Annotated in this window: 20 protein-coding genes, 1 pseudogene and 1 riboswitch; of the genes and pseudogenes, 8 read left to right on the forward strand and 13 right to left on the reverse strand. The window is 46.0% G+C overall.

Annotation, left to right across the window (positions count from 1 at the left end; translation table 11 throughout):
• Positions 1-216: 216 nt before the first annotated feature.
• Positions 217-1,089 carry a patatin family protein gene (locus NL645_RS21385; RefSeq protein ID WP_005397800.1) on the forward strand — a complete coding sequence of 291 codons (873 nt, stop codon included), beginning with the start codon at positions 217-219 and terminating at the stop codon, positions 1,087-1,089.
• A gap of 53 nt (positions 1,090-1,142) precedes the next feature.
• Here NL645_RS21385 and gbpA read toward each other — a convergent pair whose 3' ends face one another.
• From gbpA to NL645_RS21400, 3 genes are all read right to left on the reverse strand, one after another.
• Positions 1,143-2,606 (reverse strand): N-acetylglucosamine-binding protein GbpA, encoded by a 1,464-nt coding sequence (gbpA, locus tag NL645_RS21390; RefSeq protein WP_182035973.1) that lies wholly within the window; start codon positions 2,604-2,606, stop codon positions 1,143-1,145.
• A 105-nt stretch (positions 2,607-2,711) separates the two neighbouring features.
• Positions 2,712-2,812, reverse strand: a riboswitch (cyclic di-GMP riboswitch).
• A 272-nt stretch (positions 2,813-3,084) separates the two neighbouring features.
• Positions 3,085-3,585 (reverse strand): fasciclin domain-containing protein, encoded by a 501-nt coding sequence (locus NL645_RS21395; RefSeq protein WP_053808256.1) that lies wholly within the window; start codon positions 3,583-3,585, stop codon positions 3,085-3,087.
• A gap of 80 nt (positions 3,586-3,665) precedes the next feature.
• The gene (locus NL645_RS21400; RefSeq protein WP_253652366.1) at positions 3,666-5,147 is read right to left on the reverse strand and encodes a deoxyribodipyrimidine photo-lyase; all 1,482 of its coding nucleotides are present in this window, start codon (positions 5,145-5,147) and stop codon (positions 3,666-3,668) included.
• 108 nt (positions 5,148-5,255) lie between these two features.
• Here NL645_RS21400 and NL645_RS21405 point away from each other — a divergent pair, with 108 nt between their 5' ends.
• Complete coding sequence (locus NL645_RS21405) at positions 5,256-5,561, forward strand: DUF6482 family protein (RefSeq protein ID WP_134646142.1); 306 nt, start codon at positions 5,256-5,258, stop codon at positions 5,559-5,561.
• Positions 5,562-5,631: 70 nt separating this feature from the next.
• On the opposite strand, the gene NL645_RS21410 is transcribed toward NL645_RS21405, so the two are convergent.
• On the reverse strand, positions 5,632-6,612 hold the full coding sequence (locus tag NL645_RS21410; RefSeq protein WP_253652367.1) for a rhodanese-related sulfurtransferase: 981 nt from the start codon (positions 6,610-6,612) through the stop codon (positions 5,632-5,634).
• Between the two features lie 322 nt (positions 6,613-6,934).
• On the opposite strand from NL645_RS21410, the gene NL645_RS21415 reads away from it, so the two are divergent.
• A complete protein-coding gene (locus NL645_RS21415; protein ID WP_253652368.1) occupies positions 6,935-7,426 on the forward strand; it encodes a GNAT family N-acetyltransferase in 492 nt (163 codons plus the stop codon).
• A 58-nt stretch (positions 7,427-7,484) separates the two neighbouring features.
• On the opposite strand, the gene NL645_RS21420 is transcribed toward NL645_RS21415, so the two are convergent.
• Positions 7,485-8,780 (reverse strand): alpha/beta fold hydrolase, encoded by a 1,296-nt coding sequence (locus tag NL645_RS21420; protein ID WP_253652369.1) that lies wholly within the window; start codon positions 8,778-8,780, stop codon positions 7,485-7,487.
• Positions 8,781-8,990: 210 nt separating this feature from the next.
• On the opposite strand from NL645_RS21420, the gene NL645_RS21425 reads away from it, so the two are divergent.
• Positions 8,991-10,148, forward strand: coding sequence for a D-alanyl-D-alanine carboxypeptidase family protein (locus NL645_RS21425; protein WP_253652370.1), 1,158 nt, complete (start codon positions 8,991-8,993; stop codon positions 10,146-10,148).
• An 85-nt stretch (positions 10,149-10,233) separates the two neighbouring features.
• Here the strand turns inward: NL645_RS21425 and NL645_RS21430 are convergent, their stop codons facing one another.
• Both NL645_RS21430 and NL645_RS21435 read right to left on the reverse strand, forming a co-directional pair.
• Positions 10,234-12,891, reverse strand: a complete 2,658-nt coding sequence (locus tag NL645_RS21430) for an alpha-amylase family glycosyl hydrolase (protein WP_253652371.1) — start codon at positions 12,889-12,891, stop codon at positions 10,234-10,236.
• Positions 12,892-13,020: 129 nt separating this feature from the next.
• Positions 13,021-14,457: pseudogene (locus tag NL645_RS21435) on the reverse strand (helix-turn-helix transcriptional regulator).
• A gap of 194 nt (positions 14,458-14,651) precedes the next feature.
• On the opposite strand from NL645_RS21435, the gene nfsB reads away from it, so the two are divergent.
• Positions 14,652-15,305, forward strand: a complete 654-nt coding sequence (gene nfsB / locus NL645_RS21440; RefSeq protein WP_253652372.1) for an oxygen-insensitive NAD(P)H nitroreductase — start codon at positions 14,652-14,654, stop codon at positions 15,303-15,305.
• A gap of 69 nt (positions 15,306-15,374) precedes the next feature.
• A complete protein-coding gene (locus NL645_RS21445) occupies positions 15,375-15,665 on the forward strand; it encodes a putative quinol monooxygenase (RefSeq protein WP_021822050.1) in 291 nt (96 codons plus the stop codon).
• On the opposite strand, the gene NL645_RS21450 is transcribed toward NL645_RS21445, so the two are convergent.
• Positions 15,662-16,585 (reverse strand): LysR family transcriptional regulator, encoded by a 924-nt coding sequence (locus NL645_RS21450; RefSeq protein ID WP_253652398.1) that lies wholly within the window; start codon positions 16,583-16,585, stop codon positions 15,662-15,664. The two genes, NL645_RS21445 and NL645_RS21450, sit on opposite strands and share 4 nt — an antisense overlap.
• 150 nt (positions 16,586-16,735) lie before the next feature.
• Here NL645_RS21450 and NL645_RS21455 point away from each other — a divergent pair, with 150 nt between their 5' ends.
• Positions 16,736-16,954: a VF530 family DNA-binding protein gene (locus NL645_RS21455; RefSeq protein ID WP_005396617.1), complete on the forward strand. Its 219-nt coding sequence runs from the start codon at positions 16,736-16,738 to the stop codon at positions 16,952-16,954.
• Positions 16,955-17,820: 866 nt separating this feature from the next.
• On the opposite strand, the gene NL645_RS21460 is transcribed toward NL645_RS21455, so the two are convergent.
• A complete protein-coding gene (locus tag NL645_RS21460; RefSeq protein WP_253652373.1) occupies positions 17,821-18,273 on the reverse strand; it encodes a thioesterase family protein in 453 nt (150 codons plus the stop codon).
• A 210-nt stretch (positions 18,274-18,483) separates the two neighbouring features.
• Here NL645_RS21460 and NL645_RS21465 point away from each other — a divergent pair, with 210 nt between their 5' ends.
• A complete protein-coding gene (locus NL645_RS21465; RefSeq protein WP_203343064.1) occupies positions 18,484-19,248 on the forward strand; it encodes a ferredoxin--NADP reductase in 765 nt (254 codons plus the stop codon).
• A 134-nt stretch (positions 19,249-19,382) separates the two neighbouring features.
• Here NL645_RS21465 and NL645_RS21470 read toward each other — a convergent pair whose 3' ends face one another.
• The 4 genes from NL645_RS21470 to NL645_RS21485 form a co-directional block, all read right to left on the reverse strand.
• Positions 19,383-20,054 (reverse strand): DUF2057 domain-containing protein, encoded by a 672-nt coding sequence (locus tag NL645_RS21470; RefSeq protein WP_253652374.1) that lies wholly within the window; start codon positions 20,052-20,054, stop codon positions 19,383-19,385.
• A 216-nt stretch (positions 20,055-20,270) separates the two neighbouring features.
• On the reverse strand, positions 20,271-21,419 hold the full coding sequence (locus NL645_RS21475) for an AI-2E family transporter (protein WP_005396613.1): 1,149 nt from the start codon (positions 21,417-21,419) through the stop codon (positions 20,271-20,273).
• A complete protein-coding gene (locus tag NL645_RS21480; RefSeq protein WP_005396612.1) occupies positions 21,412-22,098 on the reverse strand; it encodes a potassium channel family protein in 687 nt (228 codons plus the stop codon). The genes NL645_RS21475 and NL645_RS21480 overlap by 8 nt, the downstream gene beginning before the upstream one ends.
• A gap of 16 nt (positions 22,099-22,114) precedes the next feature.
• Positions 22,115-23,005 carry an HlyD family secretion protein gene (locus tag NL645_RS21485; protein WP_053300964.1) on the reverse strand — a complete coding sequence of 297 codons (891 nt, stop codon included), beginning with the start codon at positions 23,003-23,005 and terminating at the stop codon, positions 22,115-22,117.
• Positions 23,006-23,016 lie beyond the last annotated feature (11 nt).

The raw sequence follows: 23,016 nt of genomic DNA on the forward strand, positions 1-23,016 counted from the left end.
ATTGCGGATAAATTATCGACCGAGAAAATGTTTAGACTTCAAGCAGCCAGCAATTGTATTTAAAGAAATGGCATTGGCTGCTTGATATTAGCGAGTGTCGCACTTCGCAGTTGAATTCGGGAATAAATAGACTTCACCTATTTCAATAATAAGAATATTCAATTGTTTTGATTGCACGAATTTCATTACTCTTTTGGCAAGAATAATGGGGGAAATATGGCAACAAAAGCAATTGTAGTGGAAGGTGGCGCGATGCGAGGTGTCTTCGCAAGCGGAGTGCTAGATGCGTTTTTAGAGCAGAGTTATAAACCGTTTGATTTTGCCATTGGTGTATCTGCTGGCGCATCAAACTTGATTGGTTATTTGACCGACTATCCGCATCGCAGCATTAATGTCATTACTAAGCTGGCAACGAGTAAACGCTTTTTTGATCCGACTCGATTCGTTAAAGGTGGGGACCTCATTGATGTGAAGTGGCTGTTTGAAGAGTCTAATCGTTTGTATCCCGTCGATGAAAATAAACTGTTTAATGGCATTCCTTTTCTGGCAGCGACGACGAATGTAGATACAGGACAGGCAGATTATTATCGCGTGACGCGTGATAATTTTCACCATGCGATTGAAGCGACAACAGCGTTACCCATTGCATACAAGCATACCCCTTGCTTTTCTGGAGGCTGCTATACCGATGGCGGGGTTGCAGATTCTATCCCGGTGCGTGAGGCTTATCGTCGCGGAGCTCGCGACATAACCGTTGTGCTTTCTCACCCGCTAAATTATGCCAAGAAGCCAGTAAAAACCACATGGCTGATGAAGAAGTTATTTGCCGAACATCCTAAAATGGCGGACGCGATGTTAAGACGTGCAGATAACTACAATCAATCGTTGGAATTTATTCGTAATCCTCCACCGGGAACGCATGTCAGAGTGATTGCACCACCAGATAATTTTCCTGTTCAGCGCTTATCAATGCGACAAACCGTTCTATTGGAAGGTTATGAAATGGGGCTGATTGAAGGGCGGGCTCATTTGGCTAATTTGTCAGGTGTTCATGGTTTAGATCGGGAAAACTGCCATTTTTGCGTTTGATAATGAAAGAGCCTCATAGCGAGGCTCTTTTTACTTAACGTTCAAAGGGCGATTTAGTTGACTTTATCCCAAGCCATTTCCCAATGTGAACCTGTTCCTGGTTCGTATTGGTTTGCGCTTTCTTTCCACTGTACACAGTAACCAGAGTATGGGAAGGGCTTACATTGGTAAATGGCACCGTCGCTTGCAAGCACTTTTGTACCCGCCGTGTAGCTAGATAGCCCTTCAGGGAAGACAAAATCGTACTCGCCAGATGGTGGTGGCGTTACTGACTCTTCTTTTAAGTGAAAGTCGAGCGTTTGCTGATCCACCAAGTTACCATCTTTGTCTTTAATACGAGTCACGAGCATATGGTGACCAGGCTCTGATTTGCTTAAAGCGAGCGATACAGCCTCCACCGAGCCGTCTTTCATTTCGTCTGCCCAGCTTGCAAGTGGCTCACGGTGGTGATTGTACACGGTGAGTTCTGCGTTTAAATCGCCTTCAGCAGTTAGTGTCAGCTCCAACGTTGTCGGTGTTGACTCAATAATATATTCGTCTGCTAAGCCATCTACTGTGAGTGAGTACTCTGGAGCGGGAGTTTCTATCTTGTAGCCGATTTCTACACGCTCAAGGCCGCTATTAGCTTGCAGGTACACCGGGTTAGTACCATAAACAGGAGTGAATTTATCCTCGGCATACTGTCCAGCTTGCAGTTTAGTTTGCTCTTGGTTGATCTTCGTTGCTAGAGCGTAAGACCAATTTTTCGCTTTGCCCATGACTGCATCGGTAATTTCTAGCTCGGTTCGATAAGCTATGTTTTCACCCGCCTGATCAAATACGCGTGTATAAACCGAATCTCCAACATTTAAATCCATCGTCGGAATAATTTGACCGCCTTGCGTCCAATCTGGAATGACTGGACTGTCACCATCAAATTTCACATCGATCACGTTATAAAATGAAGCCGCTGTGTCGCCAACATCCCATACCGCCAGAATGACGTGATACCCCTCTCGCGTAGGCACATTACATTGATGGCTCACCTGTTTTGGAGGTTGAACCATATTGCCGTCGACTACACAGAAAGGAGTCAGATCAAACGAGTCGCGTGATAGTGAGGCATTTGGGTTCCAATCAGGTTTGGTGATGTAATATTTCCAGTCACGCGTCACATGGTTAGCGGTAAATGTCCATTCAAAAGTCTGTGTACCTGATTGAATAGGACGTTTAACCCAGCGGTCGGCAGTTTGTTCATCAAGAGCGGCAGCTAGAGCGGTTTCGGCACTTGCTATTTTTCCATCGCGAGGCCCTGTTTGTGGAAAACCATCAGGACCTTCAACACTTTGTGGCTCGTATTGAATGGCACCGCAGTTATTATTTTTTTCGTTAGTATCAGGTGTTGGATACTTACATAGTGCCGCGCGACTTGCAGCGACACCATCATTGGTTTCTGATACGTAGCCGTGAGCCGCAGCACCTGAGCTAATGCTTGCAAGTGCTAACGTGAGTACGGATTTGGTTGGAAAGGATTTCATCACATGTCCTCTGTTATGGCTGACAAATTAATGTCACACCTCGGCGCATGCTGAGCACGAAGCAACGCTGCATGAATCCATACTTTGGATAATGTAGTGTTGCAACATGGCAACCCCGCTATCATGAGCATTACTTTTGATGATGGAATGCTGACAGACCGGAAGCTTTGCGTCCCACCCTTTCGAATGGTTTGCCGAAATGTGATTGAGCAGCCAAAATTTAGCTCAAGAATTTACATGTGGAAAAGTAAACGACACTGACATGGAATCATGTTCTCAAATTGAAAGGTAACGGTACGCCAATCTCATTAATATTGTGCTTTTTTGTTTCTAAGGTGTTGGTTTTGATGTTGTTTTTGTCTTTTTTATAGTTGGAGTGAATGAGTGATTGGTTGTTGGGTTGAAGGTGGGAAGGGGCAGTATTAAGGATAGAAGAAGCACCGTTTAAAGGGCGGAATACACCGCCCTCTGAATCATGTTATTTAGGCATAATGACGGTATCAATAACATGAATGACGCCGTTTTTAGCTTTCACATCGGTTGCCATTACATTTGCACCATTGACCATGACTTTGTCGCCCATGGTTTTAATCATCACATCTTGGCCCTGAACCGTAGTCGCTTTGTCCAGCTTAACAACATCGGCAGCCATTACTTTCCCTGGGACGACGTGATAAGTCAAAATGGATACTAACTTGTCTTTGTTTTCCGGCATTAAGAGCATATCGACTGTACCGTCAGGCAGTTTTGCAAAAGCGTCATCCGTTGGTGCAAAAACAGTAAATGGGCCTTCTCCTTTGAGTGTATCGACTAGATCAGCCGCTTTCACTGCAGCGACAAGTGTATTAAAAGAGCCGTTTTCAGTGGCAACGTCGACAATATCAGCCTTCATCATGCCATGCTCATGAGCCTTGACGGGAAGCATAAAAGATAAAGTCGCCATCAATGTAGCCGTGATAACCAAGATACGTTTAAACATAATGTGTTCCTTACGAGTTGGGGGTACAACGGTTTCCCTAGAGAATGTCTTCGTTTGTACGCATCTAAATGAAAAGATGATCAACGAGCCCTGCTTTCTTTCGATGGCCTCACGTGTCGCGTTAAAATCCGTTTGCCTTCTTGTTTTACATCGGCCCGTTTCCGCCATGCCCATAGACGCTCCCTTGCGTCTTTAGCTGTGCTATTTAGGTCGACAATAGGCGCTAGGTAACGGCTATCCGGTTTCAAGTGGTACATGACGGTTTCCATCTGTGTCATTGTCCAGGGCTCGAACAATAGTGGGGTGGGGACCATTTGCAATTCAGGCACCCATTTATAGATGAACGCGCCATCAGGGTCATGTTCTTGGGCTTGCTTAACCGGGTTGTAAATCCGGATTGTATTGGTCCCAGTTACCCCGGCTTGCATTTGGAATTGTGGGTAATGAATACCAGGCTCAAAGTCGAGGAATAGTTGCGCTAAATGCGTCACGCCAGTTCGCCAATCCATGTTCATGTGATGAGTGAGAAAACTAACCAGCATGGCGCGCATGCGAAAGTTTATATAGCCAGTCTGATGCAAACAGCGCATACAGGCATCGATCAAAGGTATGCCAGTATATCCAGATTTCCATGCTGCTAACTTTTCTTCATCGAAAGTGCTACTTTGTTTAATCAACGATTCGTAAGCCCGGTTAACACAGTAAAACTCCATGTCGTATTCCGACTCGAATTTCTGTATGAAATGGCAGTGCCAATGCAGCCGTGAAGACAACGCAATTAAGCTGCGACGAAACCCAACAACTTGCCAGTGTTTCAATAGGTACTGATAAACTTCACGCAAGGATATATTACCCCAAGCGAGGTATGGAGAAAGGCGAGTACAGGCTGTACGTGAGGCTGTGGGACTAGAAATGCTTCGATAGTAATCACGACCTCGACGATTGAAAAAGTCCTCCAGTGTTTTCCAAGCGAGTTGGCTCCCTCCCGTTTGCATTCCTTTGCATTTTGATAGCCAGGATGAAGGTGGCGAAAACGCGCAGCCGAGAGATTCTGCATCCAATGAATGCAACAAGTTGGTTTGCAGCTCAAGAGGGCTTATGGAGGCTCTCATGACCAAATCCCAATGTTTGTCCCAACCCTGCCGGTCTTTTGCTCCTCTAATAACAGCACCGTGCTCGAACTCAAACCACGTGATGTTCTGCTCATGCAGCCAGTCGGCAATTTGCTTATCGCGCTCAAAGGTGCAGTTGAGCCCTATTTCCTGATGAGAAAACACAGCGTTGATTTGATATTGCATTTGAATTGATTGAAAACATGCTAAGGCATCGCCAAACAGAACGGTGATGCGGTGTCCATAGGCTTTGAGCGTCTCATTCATGTCTTGCAATGATTGCCAAACAAATCGCCAGTGACGCTCAGAATAGTGAGGGTTGTTTAACAGCAACGGTTCAACAATATATAAAAGTACCGTTGGGTGCTTTGACGACAATGCTTGTGTTAAGGGCTGGTGGTCAGTCAGTCTTAAATCTCGTTTTAACCACACGACATTGATTGTTTGCATCGGAATCCTCTTTGTTTCCGATGTTGTACGCAAATGACCCGAAGAGATCTCACCTAATGATCGGTTTTGTTCATTAAAACGTAGAGGTTGCTCACAAGGAGGTGAGACATGTCGATACCACTGAGTAAGTTAGAAAAGTTCTTCTACGTAGATAAATTGATCATTCACTCGCTTGATCTCGCATTGTATCAAGCATCTGTCGTAGTTGATGGAAAAGCGCAATTCATCACTGACGACAACGGTATCTTTTTGAGGGCTCATTCCCTTATCGAGATGCAAAAGAAGTGCAAGAATATCAAAGCAAATAAGCAGGTTTTAGTACATCAAAGTGCTTATGATGAGATGGTGGGGCTACCCGAAGGCAAAAGAGACAATCAACTAGAGGTTTTGGTGAAGGATACAAAATTGTATTGAAAGAGTGTTGGTGCATAGTAAAAGCGAACCACCTTACGGCAGCTCGCTTAAAATAGAATTAGAGTCGAGCTTAGTCTTGTTTACGCTGAGCTTCTTTTTGTGCGTACTTAGCGGCACGTCGAGCTTCTCTTTGCTTGGCACTTTCGCCACCAACATGCTGCTCGCCTCGTTGTTCTGCAAGAACAATTTGTTTTTCACGTTCGCGGAATCGAGCAATTTGTTCTTCTGAGTGTGTGCCGTGACATTTCGGGCAGCTCACGCCTTGCTCGAACAATTCTGACTGTTTGTCTTCTTCAGTGATCGGTAGACGACAAGCGTTACATAAATCGTAATCTGCTTTTTCTAGCTGGTGGTTTACTGCAACACGACCGTCAAACACGTAACAATCACCTTCCCACATACTCTCTTCCTCTGGTACCTCTTCAAGGTACTTTAGAATGCCGCCTTCTAAGTGGTAGACCTCATCAAAGCCCTGTTCTTTCATGTAAGCAGTTGATTTTTCGCAGCGGATACCACCGGTACAGAACATCGCCACTTTCTTATGCTTTTCCGGGTCCATGTTTTCTTTTACATAGTCTGGGAATTCACGAAAGGTTTCAGTATTTGGGTTTACAGCGCCTTTGAATGTGCCGATCTCGATTTCGTAATCATTACGTGTATCGACAACAAACACTTCAGGATCAGCAATAAGATCGTTCCACTCTTGAGGTTTCACGTAAGTACCCACTACGTGGCGAGGGTCTATGCCTTCAACACCTAATGTTACGATCTCTTTTTTCAATTTCACTTTGGTGCGATTGAATGGCTGGGTCTCAGAGTACGACTCTTTGTATACGGTGCCTGTCAAACGAGGCTCGTTGTTTAGCCACTCCAGTAGCGTATCAATACCTGCACGATCAGAGGCAACAGTGCCGTTGATGCCCTCACTTGCCAGCAGTAATGTTCCGCGAATATGGTGTTTTTCCATCAACGCAAGTAATGGCTCGCGTAGTTCTTGATAGTTATTCAGCTCAACAAACTTGTACAGCGCACAAACTACATACTGACTCATGAGGTTTCCTTTAAAAATACAGGTGGTCAACGACCTTAAAATTTTAGCGGCACGAAGTATACCTGACTAAATTAGTCGGAAATACGGACAAATTATGCGGATATTATGGCTAGGCAGGATGTAGCGGTGTTTGATGCGGCAAAGCGTCACGCGGGTAAAATCGCTATGTGTTCAAATTATAAGCATAAATTGTAGAGAACAAGGTAAGTTGAACTCGACACCTTTGGTTTAAATTTGTACTGTGATTCCTTCTTCGGCTCTTCATTAAAGTTGTGCGCAAGAGCTACAAAATAATAATCGGATCAGTTGGCAAGGAAAGGACATGCAGCAGTTTTATATCAGGCGGCTGAGGGAAGAAGATGCTCCCTTGCTCAAACAATTACTCGTTGAACTCGATACATCGCACTATGAAGCTGAACCGAACTTCTATCGTCCACCCAAGGAATTGGCGCAACTAAGAGAATTATATGGCACCTTCGAAAAGTATTTTGACGGGAGCGTGAGCGCTTTTATTGCTTGTTCGCAAAGAAAGGTCGTCGGTTTTATCTCTGGTTCGGTTCGTAACGTTCAGTCGCTGATTTCACCAGAAAAACGCGTTGGTTTTATTAATGAGCTTATTGTTTCAGAGAACCATCGAAACTTAGGAATAGGTTTATCGCTGATGGATAAGATGGAAAGTGATTTGTGTGCTCAAGGAATAGAAGAAATCGGCTTAACCGTGGCGTCATTTAACCATGAAGGTGAGGATTTCTATCATAAAATGGGCTACCGGGTGATGACGAAACGTATGACCAAGCGCGTAAGAGATTCGTAAAAACAAGATGGTAGGAATGAAACGCCTCTTACCTCTAGAAGAGGCGTTTTTATAGTATTTATTTCAAATTAGCGGCGGTTTGATTCCCCATCGCAATTAACTTATCTAAAACGCGCTCACCGTCGGCACGTAAACCGTTGTGCTCGTACTCGTTAGTGATCCACGCTTTTGAGTTTGGGATTAACGCGAGCGTTTCTCGGCTGATATCCATTTCCACAAACATATCATCGGCGTAAACGGCGCAACTGACAGGCACTTTGTTTTGAGCCAGTTGTGTTTGATCGTACAGCGCAGTCCAATCTTCTTTCGCGGCCAATATTTCAGCGGCATCTTTTAGTGGCTTGAGGTTGACGTATTGATCGAACATCCATGGGAAGACCATTTCCCCCGTAAAGTAAAATGGCTTGCCAGGTTCATAATTAAACTCTGGTCGGGTTTGGCGAACACGGTGTGCACTCCAATTTGACGCAAAGCCTTGGCAATAAATCGATTCATGCAAAATGGCGTAAATCGGGTTGGTTTGGAAGTTTTGCTGCGCCAACATATCGTTCAAGAACTCATAACGAAGTTGTTGTTTGCCGTTCACTTCAATCAATGCACTTTCTAGCCAGTAATAAGTTGGCAAGAAGGTATCACTGACACCAAAGTTAATCCCAATTTGTTGGAACTGTTCGACAGTAAAACGCTGACCATTTGGCAGAAACTCTTCTTGCTCCAATAAGTGATTGGCAATGTTTTGGCAAAGTTGCTGTGCATTGGGAAATTGCTGGAAGAACGCTTGGTTTTTCTCCATGGTGCGTTTGAAGGTGGCTTCATACACATCGTCAGCATGACGCGAGACTGATGGCACGCCACCCGTGATATAGCTTTGTAGCAAGCTGTCTGGGAACAAAGACAAATAGGTGAGGGAGCAAAAACCACCAAAGCTTTGACCTAAGATCGCCCATTTTTCGACGCCAAATTGCTCACGAATGTATTCCGCGTCGCGCACGATGTTATCCGCTCGGAAGTGGCTTAAGTACTCGGCCTGTTGTTGCGGCGTGAAATGAGCCAGAGTCTGATGATTAACCATCGAACTATTGCCCGTACCGCGTTGGTCGAGCAGCAAAACTCGGTACTCTTGCAACGCGCGTTTTACCCAGCCGTTATTGCCGTTTTGACGCGGAGAGGGAAAGCCTGGCCCGCCCTGAAAGTAAACCAACCAAGGTTTGGTCGATTCTTCATCGCCAACTAGGCAAACCGCACGAGCGAAGACTTCAATGGTGCCTTTACTCACGTCTTGGTAATCCAGAGGAACGGTATAACTGTGGGGAGTGTAATGCAATCCTGCGTCGATAAATGATTGAGCGTTCATTGTTATCTTTATTTCCTTATTGAGGGGTAGCGCTACTTTACTGCGAATGGCGTGAAGAACCAATGCTATTTCCAAATCGCTTCGTCAGTTCTATACCTTGGTCAAATCAATGTAAGTTCAAGAAAATGAAACGATTAGCGACTGGTGCAACTGGTTGAGTGAGCTATGCTCAATAGAGTTGCGACAAAGTGAGAGCATGGAGGAAGTCGGATGAAAGTGTCACTGGCTCGATGGATTATTGTGACTTGTTTAATAAGCGTACCTACTTTTGCCGTTGTTACGCCCAACCCACCTCAGTTACAGGCAAAAGGTTACGTATTAATGGACTTTCAATCCGGTGCCATTATTGCCGAGCATAACGGGCGAGCAGGCCTTGCTCCGGCGAGTTTAACCAAGTTGATGACCGCTTACGTCGTTGGGCAAGAAATCAAAGCGGGACGTTTGAAATGGGATGATGTTGTCACCGTGAGCGAAAACGCGTGGTCGGCCAAGTTTCCCGGATCTTCTAAAATGTTCATCAAACCGAAAGATGAAATTAGTGTTGCGAACTTAATGCGCGGCGTGATCATCCAATCGGGTAATGACGCGTGCGTTGCACTGGCTGAGCACGTTGCTGGCAGTGAACGCGGCTTTGTCGCCTTGATGAATGGTTGGGCTGAGAAGTTAGGGCTGCAAGACACTTATTTTGTAAACTCCCATGGTCTCGATAGTGAAGGCATCCAAACCTCACCCACCGATATGGCAAAACTCATGCAGTCGATCATCAACGATGTTCCCGCTGTGTATGCGCTATATAGTGAGAAAGTCTTCAAGTGGAATGACATTACGCAGTACAACCGCAATAAATTACTGTGGGACAATTCCATTGATGTCGACGGGGGCAAAACCGGTTACACCAGCAATGCGGGATACAGTTTGGTGAGCTCGGCCAAAGAAGGGAAAATGCGGTTGATTTCGGTAGTGATGGGCACGCCAAGTAAACAGGCTCGAACGAGCCAATCCAAGAATTTGCTCAGTTATGGTTTTCGTTTTTATGACACCAAACAAGTTGCCAAACAAGGGCAGGTTGAGTCTAAAGTTCGCGTTTGGAAGGGAAATGCCAATCAAGTTGAGGCGATCTTCGCTAATGATGCCTATCTCACTCTGCCTCGTTCAATGACGGCTGGGCTTGATAAGAGTGTGGTGTTAAATGAACCGTTGATTGCGCCGATCGCGCAAGGGGATGAGATTGGTAAGGTCGTTTGGAAAAGCGATGACAGTACCGTGGCGAGTTATCCCTTGGTCAGCAGCCAAGCGGTGGAAGAGGGCTCGTGGTTTGGTCAGCTTTGGGACAGTTTGGTGCTGTGGGTGAAATCATTCTTTAGCTAGAATAAAAACGAGCAGAAGTGTCTTTCTGCATTCTTTTGTTGATGACCGCCCAGTCATAACGCTGGGCGGTGTCTTATTTAACGGTTTATTCCGACAAGGTGATGATTGGTAAGTCGTCCCAAATCTTACTTTCATCCGATGCGCCGCCTGAGAAGTTCCAAGGGCCTTTGTTTTGTTCTAGCGGACGGTAAGTTGCCGAAAGGCCGTCTAAGTCCCAAGTCGTCACATAGAATCGAATGCCATCCAGTGAATCAGGTCGACCCAGCGCGTCACTCGCAAAGTCCATCGAAATAGTGTTATTGGCTTTGTCTACTGTCACTGTTGGTGCTGGCGTGACCGCTTCTCCCCATGTCGTCGCATTTGCTCCTTTGGTGTTGTAAATCGAGCTTTGCCAGCCAAAAACAACCGCATTACGACTCCAGGTTCCGCTTGGCATAGAAGCGTTGATCTTCGGTAGCTCAGACAAGTTGGTTGCGGCTTCTTCCGGTAAATCAATAAAGATGGTGAAACCCACGTGGTCGAAGCCGTTTGGTGGTAACCAAGTGTCGGTGATCTTGTCCATGGTGAAGGTCAAACGTACGTTACTGCCAACGGTAAACACTTCTGCTTTGTTGATCGCGAGTTGGCTGTTGTCTTTGTCGAACGTTGGATCGGTTGGTAATGAGTAGTTACCATTAGGGCCGCCCATGCCATCTTGCGCATCGCCTGCGTCATCAATAGTGTCGTCTGGCGTGTTTGACCAGCTTAGGTTCGAGACAAAATTCACGTCCTCGATGCCTGCTTTTTTCTCGGTGGAATAAATCGCGAAGCGGTGTTGTTGTTCGCCAATTGCAAAGTGACGAGTCGACAGCGTGACGCTAAACCGACCATCAGCGCCTACAGTAATGGTTTGCGCTGTTTCCAAGTTACCGTCGACGACAAGGTTCAGCTTCTCGTTGGCGTTCGCACTACCCGCGATAACAATATCACCAGTGATGGTTTGTCCTTCCCAATCTTGCGCCAATTGGATGTTGAGGTCTGGCGTATCTACAGATTGATTGCTGCTTGTTTTTGAGTAAATCACTGCAGACTTGGCTGGTAGCTCAAGGGTTACGTTACCATTTTCATCTGCGACTAACTGTTCTGGAGCTTCTGCCCAGTTCGACATGATTTGTTGTTTGAAGACGGTGCCGCCAACTTGTTCTACATCGAGTTGGTTCATCAACATCGGCGAGTTGGATGTATTCATCACAACCAAGACCTCGTCGTTATCCAACGTTCGGGTAAAGGCGAAGACGCCCGCGCCCGCTTTATCGCTGCCAATCACTTTTATTTCGCCACGTGTCATGACTTTGTTTTCAGTGCGTAGCTTGGCAAGTTCTTGAATGAACAAGTACATTTCACTGTTTTGGTCGAACGAGTCTACGTAGTTGCCATCTTCACGGTAACCGCCAGCAAACATCGCATCACGCGCCGCTGACATCGCCTGTTCTGTACCTTGGTAAATCACAGGAATACCCGGTACGCTCATCATGGTGATCAGTGCTTGTTTCATGTCATTCACGCTACCTTGCGACAGAAAGCGCGGCATGTCGTGGTTATCAATGAAGTTCGGCATGATGTATGGATTCGGGAACATCTCCATCATTTTCTCAAGACGGAAACGCAAATAGTCGGTCGGTTGCCCTGATGCAAATACGCGCGTCATGGTCGCTTGAAATGGGAAGTTCAGTACCGAGGTTAGCTGTTTCGGCGAGCCACTTTCACCGATGTAAGTCAGCATCTTCTCTTCGCCTTCGGTGTTGTAAGGCGTAGATGTTTCGAAGACTTCTCCAAAGGTCAGGAAGTTATCGCGACCAGTATCAACCGCTTGCGTCATCACACCATCGTCGGCGTGTAGGAAATCGTTCCAGAAATCGTGTTCAACAAACTTCACCGTATCGATACGGAATCCGTCGACGCCGACTTCGCGAATCCATTTTCGGTAGCTCTCTTTTAGATAAGCGCGTACTTCAGGATCGGACGTATTAAGGTCATCCAAATCAGAGAGCTGCCAGGTTTTTTCTTGTACCGGATCGTTGTGGTCGGTGATGGTTGGCGTCCAGTGGTAGCTGCCTGTGCCGTCTGTTTTACACTCGTTCATGTTGAGTGGGTACGGCAGTTCTTGCCCGGCGGGTAGAGCATTTTTAATCAAACGGAAGCCTTGGCAAGGTAGGCTTGGATCATAACTGTAAGGATCATCGTAGGTAAAGAAGTTGCCTACATGGTTGGTCACGATGTCCTGAATTAAGAACATGTTACGCGCATGCACTTCGCGTGCTAACGCTTGGTAGCTTTCTAGGTCGCCGAAGTGCTCATCCACTTTTTGGAAATCGCGCGCCCAGTACCCGTGGTAGCCGCCGTAGTTTTGCTCCGCATCCCACCATTGGTTAGCAACTGGCGGAGTAATCCAGATCGATGTGGCACCGAGATCTTCGATGTAGCTTAACTTATCACTCACGCCAACGAGGTCGCCGCCGCTGAATTTTTTATCCGAAGTTGGATCGAATTCGTTTTGCCCTTGATCATTAAGAGCGCTGTCGCCGTCGTTAAAACGGTCGATGATCAGGAAGTAAATGATTTGATCTTGCCAATCAGGAGATGCCACGTGGCTGCCTGTATCGATTGGTGTGGTTTCGTCGCTTCCACAGCCAGAAAGAGCAAGAGCGATCGCGAAAGGAAGTATTTTTATTTTATTCATTGGGTTAGGTAGAGTTTCAAACACAGTTTTTGCCTCCGTTATGCAGCAATGCAGAAACGATAAAGCAAAGGTTTGAAATTGAGAGTGTCATTTCACGCCAAAAAAGACGTGAAATGATGTCACGAAGCGGCGACTTTGATCTGACCGACAGTTTTAATTGAGCGGTTGCACAATAGGATATTGTATCGGGTAATGCTCTTTCGCGAGCTCGTTGTCGGATTCATCATAAAGGCGGAAACGGCACTGCTTTGCAGTTTGAGTGAGCGATAATTGCAGCACCCAACAAGCATAATGTAGCGAGTGTTGGGTCAAGCGCATTGCGTGAGGTGTGGGGTCATCATCGACGTAACAGTCAATCCTCGCAACGTTTTCAAGTCGGCATGCCAGTTCGATAAAGAGCGTGTATTGCGCCCCAATATTAATAAGCTGCCGAGTCGGGACAATGTATTCCGTTGCGCCAATTAAAAGCCCTTTAGAAACCACATAGTCACGCTGGTGGTTATTCTCAATGTAACGTTCCCCATCGACTTCATAACACAGGCGAAAGGTAAGGGGATGCGCTACCGGAAGTTCGGTCGTTGCCCAGAGTTCGGTGCCATGACTTAAAAAACGCTCGAAGAAGGCGGGGTAGCGCCGCCATGCGCCATCACGGTCACGGCATTCTACCGAGACCACTTTCTCAAACGCAATATTGTCCACTTCCATCCAGATTTTGCCGACAGGTTGGTCGATGTGGTTATCGTCGAAGGTATTGGCTTTGGCGTAGTACAAGCGGATCGGTTGCTGATTTAGCTGAGTTCGGTTATCCAAACATTGTTAGCGATACTGCATGGGTGAAAACGGATACCAACGACGAAAAGTGCGGTGAAAGTTCGATGGTTCTTCGTAACCAAGTTGATAGGCGATTTGCTGCGTCGTGAGTTGGGTGTCGGCGAGCAAAGTGAGTGCTTGCTTTCTTTTAGCGAAATCAACGCATTGAGAGTAGCTCATTTGTTTTTCTTGTAGTCGACGTTGCAAGGTGCGTTTGGAGACGCCCAGTTGCCTTGCCGCTTGCTCTAACTTGAGCGCGTAATTGCTGTTTTTGATGAACAAGGCGTTCAAAACACTCAGCAATTCTGGTTGTTCAATTGGCTGGTGAGAAAGCAGCAAATAAACATGTTTCACCAAGTCAAACACGCTTGAACTCGTTTTAGAATCTCGCGTTTCCCCTAGAAAAATATCGGCCGCGAGTGGATTGTTGGCGTGAACCTGTACCTGTATTGATTCGCTTAGCTCAAGCATTTCCAACTGCATTTTGAGCAAGCCAAACACCGACTCCGCCCAATTTGGCATATCGGCCGTTCTGCATTCTACTTGCAGATGGATTTGGGCATCACCATGTTGAAATGTGACGTACAAACGGCGGTCGAACAATGAAACACTTTTACTCCACCACAGCAGGCCTTCTTGGAGGTCAGGCGCTTCCTTCAACATCATGCATTGCAAGGCAACCAACTTCTCAATGTGCCAATATTCGCCGGCAATTCTCAGGTGATTGTGACCGAGCTTTTTACACAGAAAGGATGTAATAACGTTATCTTGAGGCTGCATGAGTTGAGTTTGGTTGCGAGCAAACAAGCATTATTGCCGAAAAGATGAAGAAGTTCAGTGAGAACGCTCAAAGCCTTTCTTATCGTTTTATTTTCAAATTTATTTTGAAAATGTTTTTAATCGAAATCGGTTTTTCCCTTTATCTCATGAGGTTATGCTGTTACACAGCTTAAATTGATTAATTGGAGAAACTCATGGATATCGTACAAGCTGCAAAATCTCGTTACTCAACGAAAGTGTTTGACCCAACGCGCAAGCTACCTCAAGAAAAAATCGACGCAGTTAAAGAGCTAATTCGTTTTAGTCCATCGAGTGTGAACTCCCAGCCTTGGCATTTCATTCTGGCAAGCACAGAAGAAGGCAAACAGCGCATCGCTAAAGCGGCGCAAGAGAATTACGCGTTTAACGCGGCGAAGATTCTCAACGCTTCTTACGTATTGGTGTTTTGTGCAAAAACAGGCATTGATAACGACTACATTGAAGCGCTAATGGCGCAAGAAGAAAAAGATGGCCGATTCCCAACCGAAGAAGCGAAAGCGGCTGTGCGCGGTGGTCGTAGCTACTTTGTGAACATGCACCGTTTTGATCTGAAAGATGCGAACCATTGGATGGAGAAACAAGTTTACCTCAACGTGGGTACGTTGCTGTTGGGTGCTTCGACGCTAGAAATTGATGCAGTGCCAATTGAAGGGTTTGATCCCAAAGTGCTGGATGAAGAATTTGGCTTGCGTGAAAAAGGTTACACCAGCGTTGTGATCGTGCCGCTTGGCTACCACGCGGAAGATGACTTCAACGCGAAAACGCCAAAGTCTCGCTGGGACGCAGAAACCGTATTCACCGAGATCTAATTCGAGCTTACTTGCAGGTTACGTAGAGCCCTGTAATCAATATATAAATCGCAAAAGAGTGATAAAACGATGATCCACTTAGTTGCAGAAGTGAAAGCCTATCCAGACAGTAAGGATCAGGTGGTGAACTTGCTTGCTGGTTTACTAGAGCCAACTCGCAAAGAAGAAGGCTGTTGCCAATACGAGTTGTATCTTGACGAGAAAGTTGAAGGCCTATTTATGTTCCAAGAAATTTGGGCATCGCAAGAGGCCTTGGATAAGCATTTGCAAAGCCCGCACATGGCGACGTTTCTTGAAACATTGGAAGAGAACGATTGGGTTGAATATACCCAGATTCGTCCTCTTCGATTTATCGCCTAATGACAGAAGGTTGCCAGCACGTTGGCGCGTTGCTGGCAGCATTTTTGTTGGATAAAGTCGCGGAAAGTCCGAATCGTTGGCGTCAGTAAGCGACGATCGGCGCACACCATGTAGAGCGGCACTGGGCCGCAATCCCACTCTGGTAACACTCGCACTAATCTTCCCTCGATTAAGTCTCGGCTGATGTCCATCAACGATTTATTCGCAATGCCTTTGCCTTTGATCGCTAACCGATGTGGCAAGTCACTATCGTTGCTCATCAAGTTACCGTTGACCACGACTTGTTCTTTCTCGCCGTCACGCGTGAGCGTCCATTTGTTGTAGACCGAATCCGCGACCATGTAGCACAAGCAGTTGTGTTGCATTAAATCGGCAGGAGAAGTGAGTTCTGGATGTGTAGCTACGTACTCTGGCGATGCACATAAGATCCGTTCGTTTGACCCACACAAAGCCAACACGACCAGATTGGAGTCGGCCGGCTCGCCGTAGCGAATCGCAATATCGACAGGCTTGGTGTACATATCCGTCAAGCTATCGGACAGCTCTAGTTTGATGGAAACATTTGGGTAGAGATCGATGAACTCATCCACCCAATCGAGCAACATATTGCGACCAAAATCGGAGGGCGCAGTAATGTGCAGCTGACCAGATAACTCGCCACGCGCACTTGAGATCTGATCCAACCCCTCTTGCAATGTTGCCAACGCTTGCGTGGTTTTGTCTAAAAATAGTTCGCCCTCTGAGGTTAAACGCAGGCTTCGGGTCGAACGCACAAACAGCGGGAAACCGATTTGCCCTTCAAGACGCTTGATCGACGCGCTAATGGCGGCAGGTGTCATGTCCATGCTGTTGGCGGCTTTTGAAAAGCTGCCTTGGCGCGCGGTTTCGACAAAAATATTCAGGTCGTTGAGGGCTTTCATCGTGAAAAGGATGTTAGTGAAGTTTGAGCTACTATAGGGGAGATGAGTAAAGTAATTCAAGCGAAACGCCTTTGAAGGTGAAAACATTAGGTTAAGTGGTCACTTTGAGTTAGATTAGCCCGCCAATTACATCGTTACTGGATCAACAACATGAGCAACGAACAGCCGAATAACCCTCTGCATGGGCTGAGTTTAGAAAAAATCGTCACCCGACTAGTTGAACACTTTGGTTGGAATGGCCTGTATGAGCGCGTTCGAGTGAACTGTTTTAAGAAAGATCCGTCGATCAAATCTTCTCTGAAGTTTTTGCGTAAAACGCAATGGGCAAGAGATAAGGTGGAAGCGCTGTATATCGAGACGTTCTGCTGATCACTCTATGGTCTGCAGCAAGCGGTAAGTAGATTCTTAGTCTCGCCTTGGCTCGCTAGAATGACGTCACTTTTCTTATCGTGTGGGCTTTAAGAGTGGCTCTGCTGTTACGTCTAAAGCGTGATTCAGAATCTACCCTCAGATTGTATTGAGTTTATTCATAGCTCTATGGCCTGCAGCAAGCGGTATGTAGATTCTTCGTCGCGCTTTGGCTTGCTAGAATGACGCAGCTTTTCTTATCGCGTAGGCTGGAAGAGTAGCTCTGCTGTTACATTTAAGGAGAGATTCCGGATGGTCATTTAGGCTTCTCTGGAATAGCTTTTTAGATGGTTTTATAGAGGTCAGAGCCAAACTCGAACTGTTATTCTGAACCGAGAGGAACGAGCGTGATTCAGAATTTACCCTCAGATTGTATTGAGTTTATTCATGGCTCTATGGTCTGCAGCAAGCGGCAAGTAGATTCTTAGTCTCACTTTGGCTCGCTAGAATGACGAAGTTTTTCTTATCGCGTAGGCTGGAAGAGTCGCGCTGCTGATGCGTCTCAAGCGAGATTCCGAGTGACTCACTTAGGTTCTTCTGAAATAGCTTTTTTAGATAGTTTTGTAGAGCTCAGAGCCAAACTCGAACCGTCATTCTGAACAGCGAGGAACGAGCGTGATTCAGAATCTACCCTCAGATTGTATTGAGTCTATTCATAGCTCTATGGGCCTGCAGCAAGCGGTATGTAGATTCTTCGTCGCGCTTTGGCTCGCTAGAATGACGCTAGTTCTCTTATCGCGTAGTCTAGAAGATTAGCCCTACGTTATTCCCGACAGCGCTGAAGAAGCGCTGTCGGGGGAATCTCGCCTTTAATCTCTCGTTTCTTGCTACTCTAAATGATGCGTGCTACCCACAGTTCCTTCCAAGTCTAAAATCGACTGGCGAACGTGGTCTGGAATCGCCGCTTTTACGTTGTTCTTAAAATCAAACACCACACCAGTGGCGGTCGCGATGGTCGCAATCTTACCCCACTTCTTACTCAGCACTTGGTATTCCATCGTGATGCGATCTTCTTGAATGTCGATCACGCGCGAGCCGACTAATAACGTGTCTGGGTAAGTGACAGGAAGCTTGTAGCGGCATTGCGTCTCGCTCAGTACTGGCCCAATTTGCGAGGTTTGCAGGTCGACTAGCAGATTAATTTTGTTGAAGTAATCTAAACGCGCCGTCTCAAAGTAGCGAAAATAGACCACGTTATTGACGTGTTGCAGAGCATCCATCTCACCCCATGCGACTTTGATCTCTGTGATAACGGGAAAGTCCTTTAACAGTGTGTCCATTTTTAGTGCTCCTTTTTCATCTGCATTGCCACGAATTGCGACGCGACTTATCACTTTGAGCATTTATTCTAGATGTAATCATTTAATATGTAATAAAATTGTTTTTAAAATGTGAAATGAAATGGTGGTTTGATTATGTAAACTAGAAACTTTACATAATCGAGTTGAAGGCGTAAGTTTAACTAAGAGTAACCAGGTAGGAGGTGTCTCATGATTGAACTCAAAGGTTTCAACCTCGCAAGAGTTGAGAAACGCATTGATTGGACAGGTGAGTTGTTCAGTTTGAGAATATCTGGCGCGCCTCTTTCCTTCAAAGCTGGTCAGTTCACCAAGCTTGCTTTGCTTGATGATGAAGGCAAGCTGATAAGTCGTGCTTACTCTGTGGTTAATGCACCAAGTGAACAGTTCGATTGGTTGGAGTTCCTAATAGTAGCGGACCCTCAAGGACAACTTTCCCCAAGGCTCCAAAAGCTTAAATCTGGTGACAGCATTTATGTTGGTGAGACCGCACATGGTGACTTAATCCACGATTCTATTCCTAAACAGGCTCATGACCTGTGGCTGCTATCTACAGGTACAGGTATTGGACCGTTTTTATCGCTACTGGATGATATAAACTTACCACCTCATAATGAGCGAATTGTGCTTGTTCATGCGGTTCGCTACGAAAAAGATCTGGTCTACAAATATCTGATTGAGCAACTACAGCAACGATATGAAGGCAGATTAAAGTACATCCCGATAGTCAGTAGGGAAGTGGTGGATGGTCAGTTACAAGGTCGAATTCCCGAACTCATCGAATCGGGTAGACTGTCCAACGCTGCTGATGTGCCATTCTCTGTTCAAAGTAGTTTTGTCATGATGTGTGGGAACCCGCAGATGATCAAAGATACCTTGCCAGTCTTACAAGGTCTTGGGTTGGAAAAGTATCGTCCTAAAACAGGAGGCAATATCATCTATGAGCGTTACTGGTAGTGTTTGGTTAAATTGATATAACCATATTGAAGACATGATGATCATCAATACCAAAGTCGCTCAAGCGTCCTAGCTTGTTCGATCAAAAAAGCCACATGAAGTGGCTTTTTTAATATCGATAGAGTTAATCAGACTTATTGTTGATTAACGTACGCTTTAAAGCGAGCTTTGGTTTCTGCGTCTGCTTTTTGGTACCAGAAGTGCAGCATCTCTTCTGCTGTCGAATCTGATTTAACCGCAGTCGCTCTCGCTTGTTTCATATCTTCAGGAATCTTTGCTGGCAGTGTGACTGGTTGAGCAACGGCTGCACCAGCAACAGCGATAGCAGCAACGCCGCCTGTTTTGTTGTAGCTTTCCACTTCACGCACGTAATCACGACCGATTTGCATACCCGGTTTGATCAATTTGTCTTGCTCAACGGCGACGGTGTTGCCTGAATCATCAACCAGTTTCCAATCTAAGTCCTTGATCTTTTCTTCCGCATCGCGAAGGTTGCGGTATTCTGGCATTTGTAGCGTCAGCTCGGTATTGGCAGCGTCAAATCGTGTAACGATAACATCGCTTTCAACACTTAAACGGTCATTGCCTTGGTTAAAGTAAGGGGCGAAGCGAAATACGACTTGGTTAACGCCATCAGGTAACGTTAGTGTTCTTTCCGAGGCGAAAAAACCACCCGAAAGGTCTGCTTTTTCACCGTTAGCCGCTAATACTGAAACGTTGTCAGGAACACTCACGGTTACATCTGCGAATGCCATGCCACTCATTGCGAGAGCAAGCGCACAAGTTAAAGGCTTGATCAATTTCATTGTTTTTATCCTAAGCAAATTAGTGGTCATCGAGAGTGCATCGTTCATTGCCCGATTGCAACTCCCAAGTGTAAGAAGTATGAAAATTTAACAAGAACGTCATTTTTATCGCATTTATTACGGGGAAACTGTGATCCAAATAGAATCAAACCGCTGCAATAGAGCGGTTTGATATCATAAGTTATAGATTAAATTTCTTTCTAACTTATTGATTTATTATATGCCTGCACCGTGTCCAGGCTCTGATTGGTCATCAGAAGCGTCTTGTTGTTCTGCCATTTCTTCTTGCTGTTGTGCTTTCTCAATGCTCAACCACCAAACAAATAACTCATACCAAATCGCCAGGATAACGGCACCTAAGAACAGACCAACGATGCCGTAGAAAAGCATACCACCGATGGCACCGAGCAGAATCACAGGCATTGGCACGTCGACACCACGTCCCATTAACATTGGTTTAAAGAGGTTTTCAGAAAGTGCTGCAACTACTACCCAGACAGTAAACATGGTTGCTGTCGTTGTATCTTGAGTCATGTACATGAAGCCAATCACTGGTAGTACGGCAAGCAGCGCTGGTAGCTGAGCGATACACAAGATCATCAGAATCAGAGTGAGCAAACCAGCTGCCGGAACGCCAAATACAAAGAAACCAGCACCGATCAAAAGGGCTTGAATCGCCGCCACACCGACTACGCCAAGCAGTACGCTTTTAATGGTTGCAGCGATAAGCGTGGTCCAGCTTTTAGCGTTTTCACCAGCGGTACGAATAGCGATGGTTCTTAGCCCTGATGCTGCAGATTCAGAGTACGTCATAAAACCTGCTGCAATCGCAAGTGACAAGATTGAAAGCAGTAAACTGCCCAATACACCGCCAAGAGTGCCTAGCAAAGAAGTGAGCGCGGACTTTATCTGCGGCATAAAGGTTTGAATCGCTTGTTCAAGGTTAGTCGCGAATAGGGTCCACACCTCATAGAGCTTATCACCTACGACAGGCCAATCTGCAACGGAAGGTTTTGGACCTGGGATCTTCACTTGTCCGTTTTGCAATACTTCAAGCGCATGCGTTGCACCATCCACAATAGAACCTGACACCATAACAAGTGGTGTGACTAAGAGTGCAATACCAAGTAAAGCAATCGTTGTGGCTGCCAGGCCTCTACGACCGCCATATGCACGCTCCAGCTTTTTTGTAAGTGGCATTAAAGCGACGGCTATAATTGCACCCCAAATAACGGGAAGAATGAAGGGTTTGATGATGTCGTACGTAAACATCAGCAAGACGAAGATCAAGCCAATGCGTATTGCCGATTCCACCATATTACTGATGAAAAGCTTACTGTCGATTTTTACCGATTGTTTATCCATTTTTGTTTACCTGATGATCAATGTTAGAACTGACGAGACTTGAAACAACAATCGCCATATAGAACACACCTGTAATGGCCTCTAAATACACCACGACTTGAGCCAGAGGTGTTAGAGGGCTGATATCGCCATAACCAAGCGTGGTTAAGGTGACGAAACTGAAATACGCCGCATTAGAGAAATTCTGCCCCCAAGAAATGGCTTCCATCCCAGTGAATGAGGTTGGTGAGAACTCTAGAAGAATGAGATAGGCAATTGCCCACATCAGACCAAGCAGCAAGAAAAGCGCGACTGAGCCAATGACTTTGTTGCTATTGACGTGGCCAGTGAAAAGAATCTGCCTCGCGATGGATTTAAAAGTGCCGAAAAAGAACGCGAAGGTGAGGGCAAGCATCACTACATTCATCTCTCGGATGTTGAAAACGGTCTTGATCACAATCACAAGAACCCAAACGCCAAACAGGGTATAGAGGAAACGAGACCACATTTTGTCGAAGCGAAGGCTGGCAAAACAGACAATGAACGTGAGAACCGTGAACGCCTGCAGTATGTGTTCAATCGTCCCTTCACCTACCACTTGTGCCATCGCACTCCCTAGCAACAAAATCACCAGCGCTAAAGTTAGATAGAAGAAGTTGTTTTCTTCATTAATGTTTTTGAGTTTTTTACCAATGACCATGGTTCTTCTCACTTAGTTACTGTTCATTTTCTGCCGATGAATCTTTCATCACCATGATGGACGCAGAAAGCCCGAATCGAAGATCAACATCTTCTGGAAGTTCTTGGATTGAGATTCGCACCGGAATACGTTGTGCTAAGCGAATCCACTGAAATACAGGGTTCACGTTTGGAAGAAGGTTGTAGCCGACCGTGCCGTCTTTCGGCGCAATACCCCAACCGATAGAGTCAACCGTTGCGTCAATTGGCGTGTCTGGGTGAGACATCAAAGTGACACGTGCTTGGCTACCCGGTTCGATTTGTGCGAGTTGGTTTTCACGGAAGAAACCAAACACCCAGAAACTGTTCTTGTCGATCAGCGCCAGCAGTGGCTGGTTTGCGACCGCTTGCGTACCGTTTCGAATATCGAGGTTAGACACAAAACCATCGACGGTCGCATAAACTTTGGTGAAGCTGAGGTTAAGGCGCGCTGACTTTAATTGCTCTTCTGCAGATTTGATTTGCAGTAGCGATTCTTCGTAAGCGATTTCACGACGAATCAGATCCTTGTGAGAAACAGCTCCGCGGTCTTTGGCGCGAATGTCTTTAAGGCGATCGTATTCGATTTTTTTACCGCGAGAGCTCACGATGGATTTTTCCAACGCCACTTCGGCTTGAGATAGTGCGACTTCGTAAGTAGTTGGGTCGATTTCAAACAGTAAATCGCCCGTTTTCACGTCTTGGTTGTCTTGCACCGAAACATTCACAATTGGGCCAGACACTCGCGGTGCGACCTTGATGACGTTCGCGCGTACTTGGCCATCGCGTGTCCATGGGTTATTAAAATACTCTTCAAATTTTTGATAGCCGAGCCAAGCTGCGCCACCAAGAATGACAAGATTGAGTGCGATTACGAATAGTTTTTTCATCTTGTTTGGCA

Source organism: Vibrio sp. Y51_MX_L26, from assembly GCF_024181935.1.
GTDB classification, from domain to species: Bacteria; Pseudomonadota; Gammaproteobacteria; order Enterobacterales; family Vibrionaceae; genus Vibrio; species Vibrio diabolicus.

Excerpts from the sequence above, each read along its gene's own strand:
- NL645_RS21385 (WP_005397800.1), top strand. The coding sequence starts at position 217 with ATGGCAACAAAAGCAATTGTAGTGGAAGGTGGCGCGATGCGAGGTGTC.
- gbpA (WP_182035973.1), bottom strand. The coding sequence starts at position 2,606 with ATGAAATCCTTTCCAACCAAATCCGTACTCACGTTAGCACTTGCAAGC.
- NL645_RS21395 (WP_053808256.1), bottom strand. The coding sequence starts at position 3,585 with ATGTTTAAACGTATCTTGGTTATCACGGCTACATTGATGGCGACTTTA.
- NL645_RS21400 (WP_253652366.1), bottom strand. The coding sequence starts at position 5,147 with ATGCAAACAATCAATGTCGTGTGGTTAAAACGAGATTTAAGACTGACT.
- NL645_RS21405 (WP_134646142.1), top strand. The coding sequence starts at position 5,256 with ATGTCGATACCACTGAGTAAGTTAGAAAAGTTCTTCTACGTAGATAAA.
- NL645_RS21410 (WP_253652367.1), bottom strand. The coding sequence starts at position 6,612 with ATGAGTCAGTATGTAGTTTGTGCGCTGTACAAGTTTGTTGAGCTGAAT.
- NL645_RS21415 (WP_253652368.1), top strand. The coding sequence starts at position 6,935 with ATGCAGCAGTTTTATATCAGGCGGCTGAGGGAAGAAGATGCTCCCTTG.
- NL645_RS21420 (WP_253652369.1), bottom strand. The coding sequence starts at position 8,780 with ATGAACGCTCAATCATTTATCGACGCAGGATTGCATTACACTCCCCAC.
- NL645_RS21425 (WP_253652370.1), top strand. The coding sequence starts at position 8,991 with ATGAAAGTGTCACTGGCTCGATGGATTATTGTGACTTGTTTAATAAGC.
- nfsB (WP_253652372.1), top strand. The coding sequence starts at position 14,652 with ATGGATATCGTACAAGCTGCAAAATCTCGTTACTCAACGAAAGTGTTT.
- NL645_RS21445 (WP_021822050.1), top strand. The coding sequence starts at position 15,375 with ATGATCCACTTAGTTGCAGAAGTGAAAGCCTATCCAGACAGTAAGGAT.
- NL645_RS21450 (WP_253652398.1), bottom strand. The coding sequence starts at position 16,585 with ATGAAAGCCCTCAACGACCTGAATATTTTTGTCGAAACCGCGCGCCAA.
- NL645_RS21455 (WP_005396617.1), top strand. The coding sequence starts at position 16,736 with ATGAGCAACGAACAGCCGAATAACCCTCTGCATGGGCTGAGTTTAGAA.
- NL645_RS21460 (WP_253652373.1), bottom strand. The coding sequence starts at position 18,273 with ATGGACACACTGTTAAAGGACTTTCCCGTTATCACAGAGATCAAAGTC.
- NL645_RS21465 (WP_203343064.1), top strand. The coding sequence starts at position 18,484 with ATGATTGAACTCAAAGGTTTCAACCTCGCAAGAGTTGAGAAACGCATT.
- NL645_RS21470 (WP_253652374.1), bottom strand. The coding sequence starts at position 20,054 with ATGAAATTGATCAAGCCTTTAACTTGTGCGCTTGCTCTCGCAATGAGT.
- NL645_RS21475 (WP_005396613.1), bottom strand. The coding sequence starts at position 21,419 with ATGGATAAACAATCGGTAAAAATCGACAGTAAGCTTTTCATCAGTAAT.
- NL645_RS21480 (WP_005396612.1), bottom strand. The coding sequence starts at position 22,098 with ATGGTCATTGGTAAAAAACTCAAAAACATTAATGAAGAAAACAACTTC.
- NL645_RS21485 (WP_053300964.1), bottom strand. The coding sequence starts at position 23,005 with ATGAAAAAACTATTCGTAATCGCACTCAATCTTGTCATTCTTGGTGGC.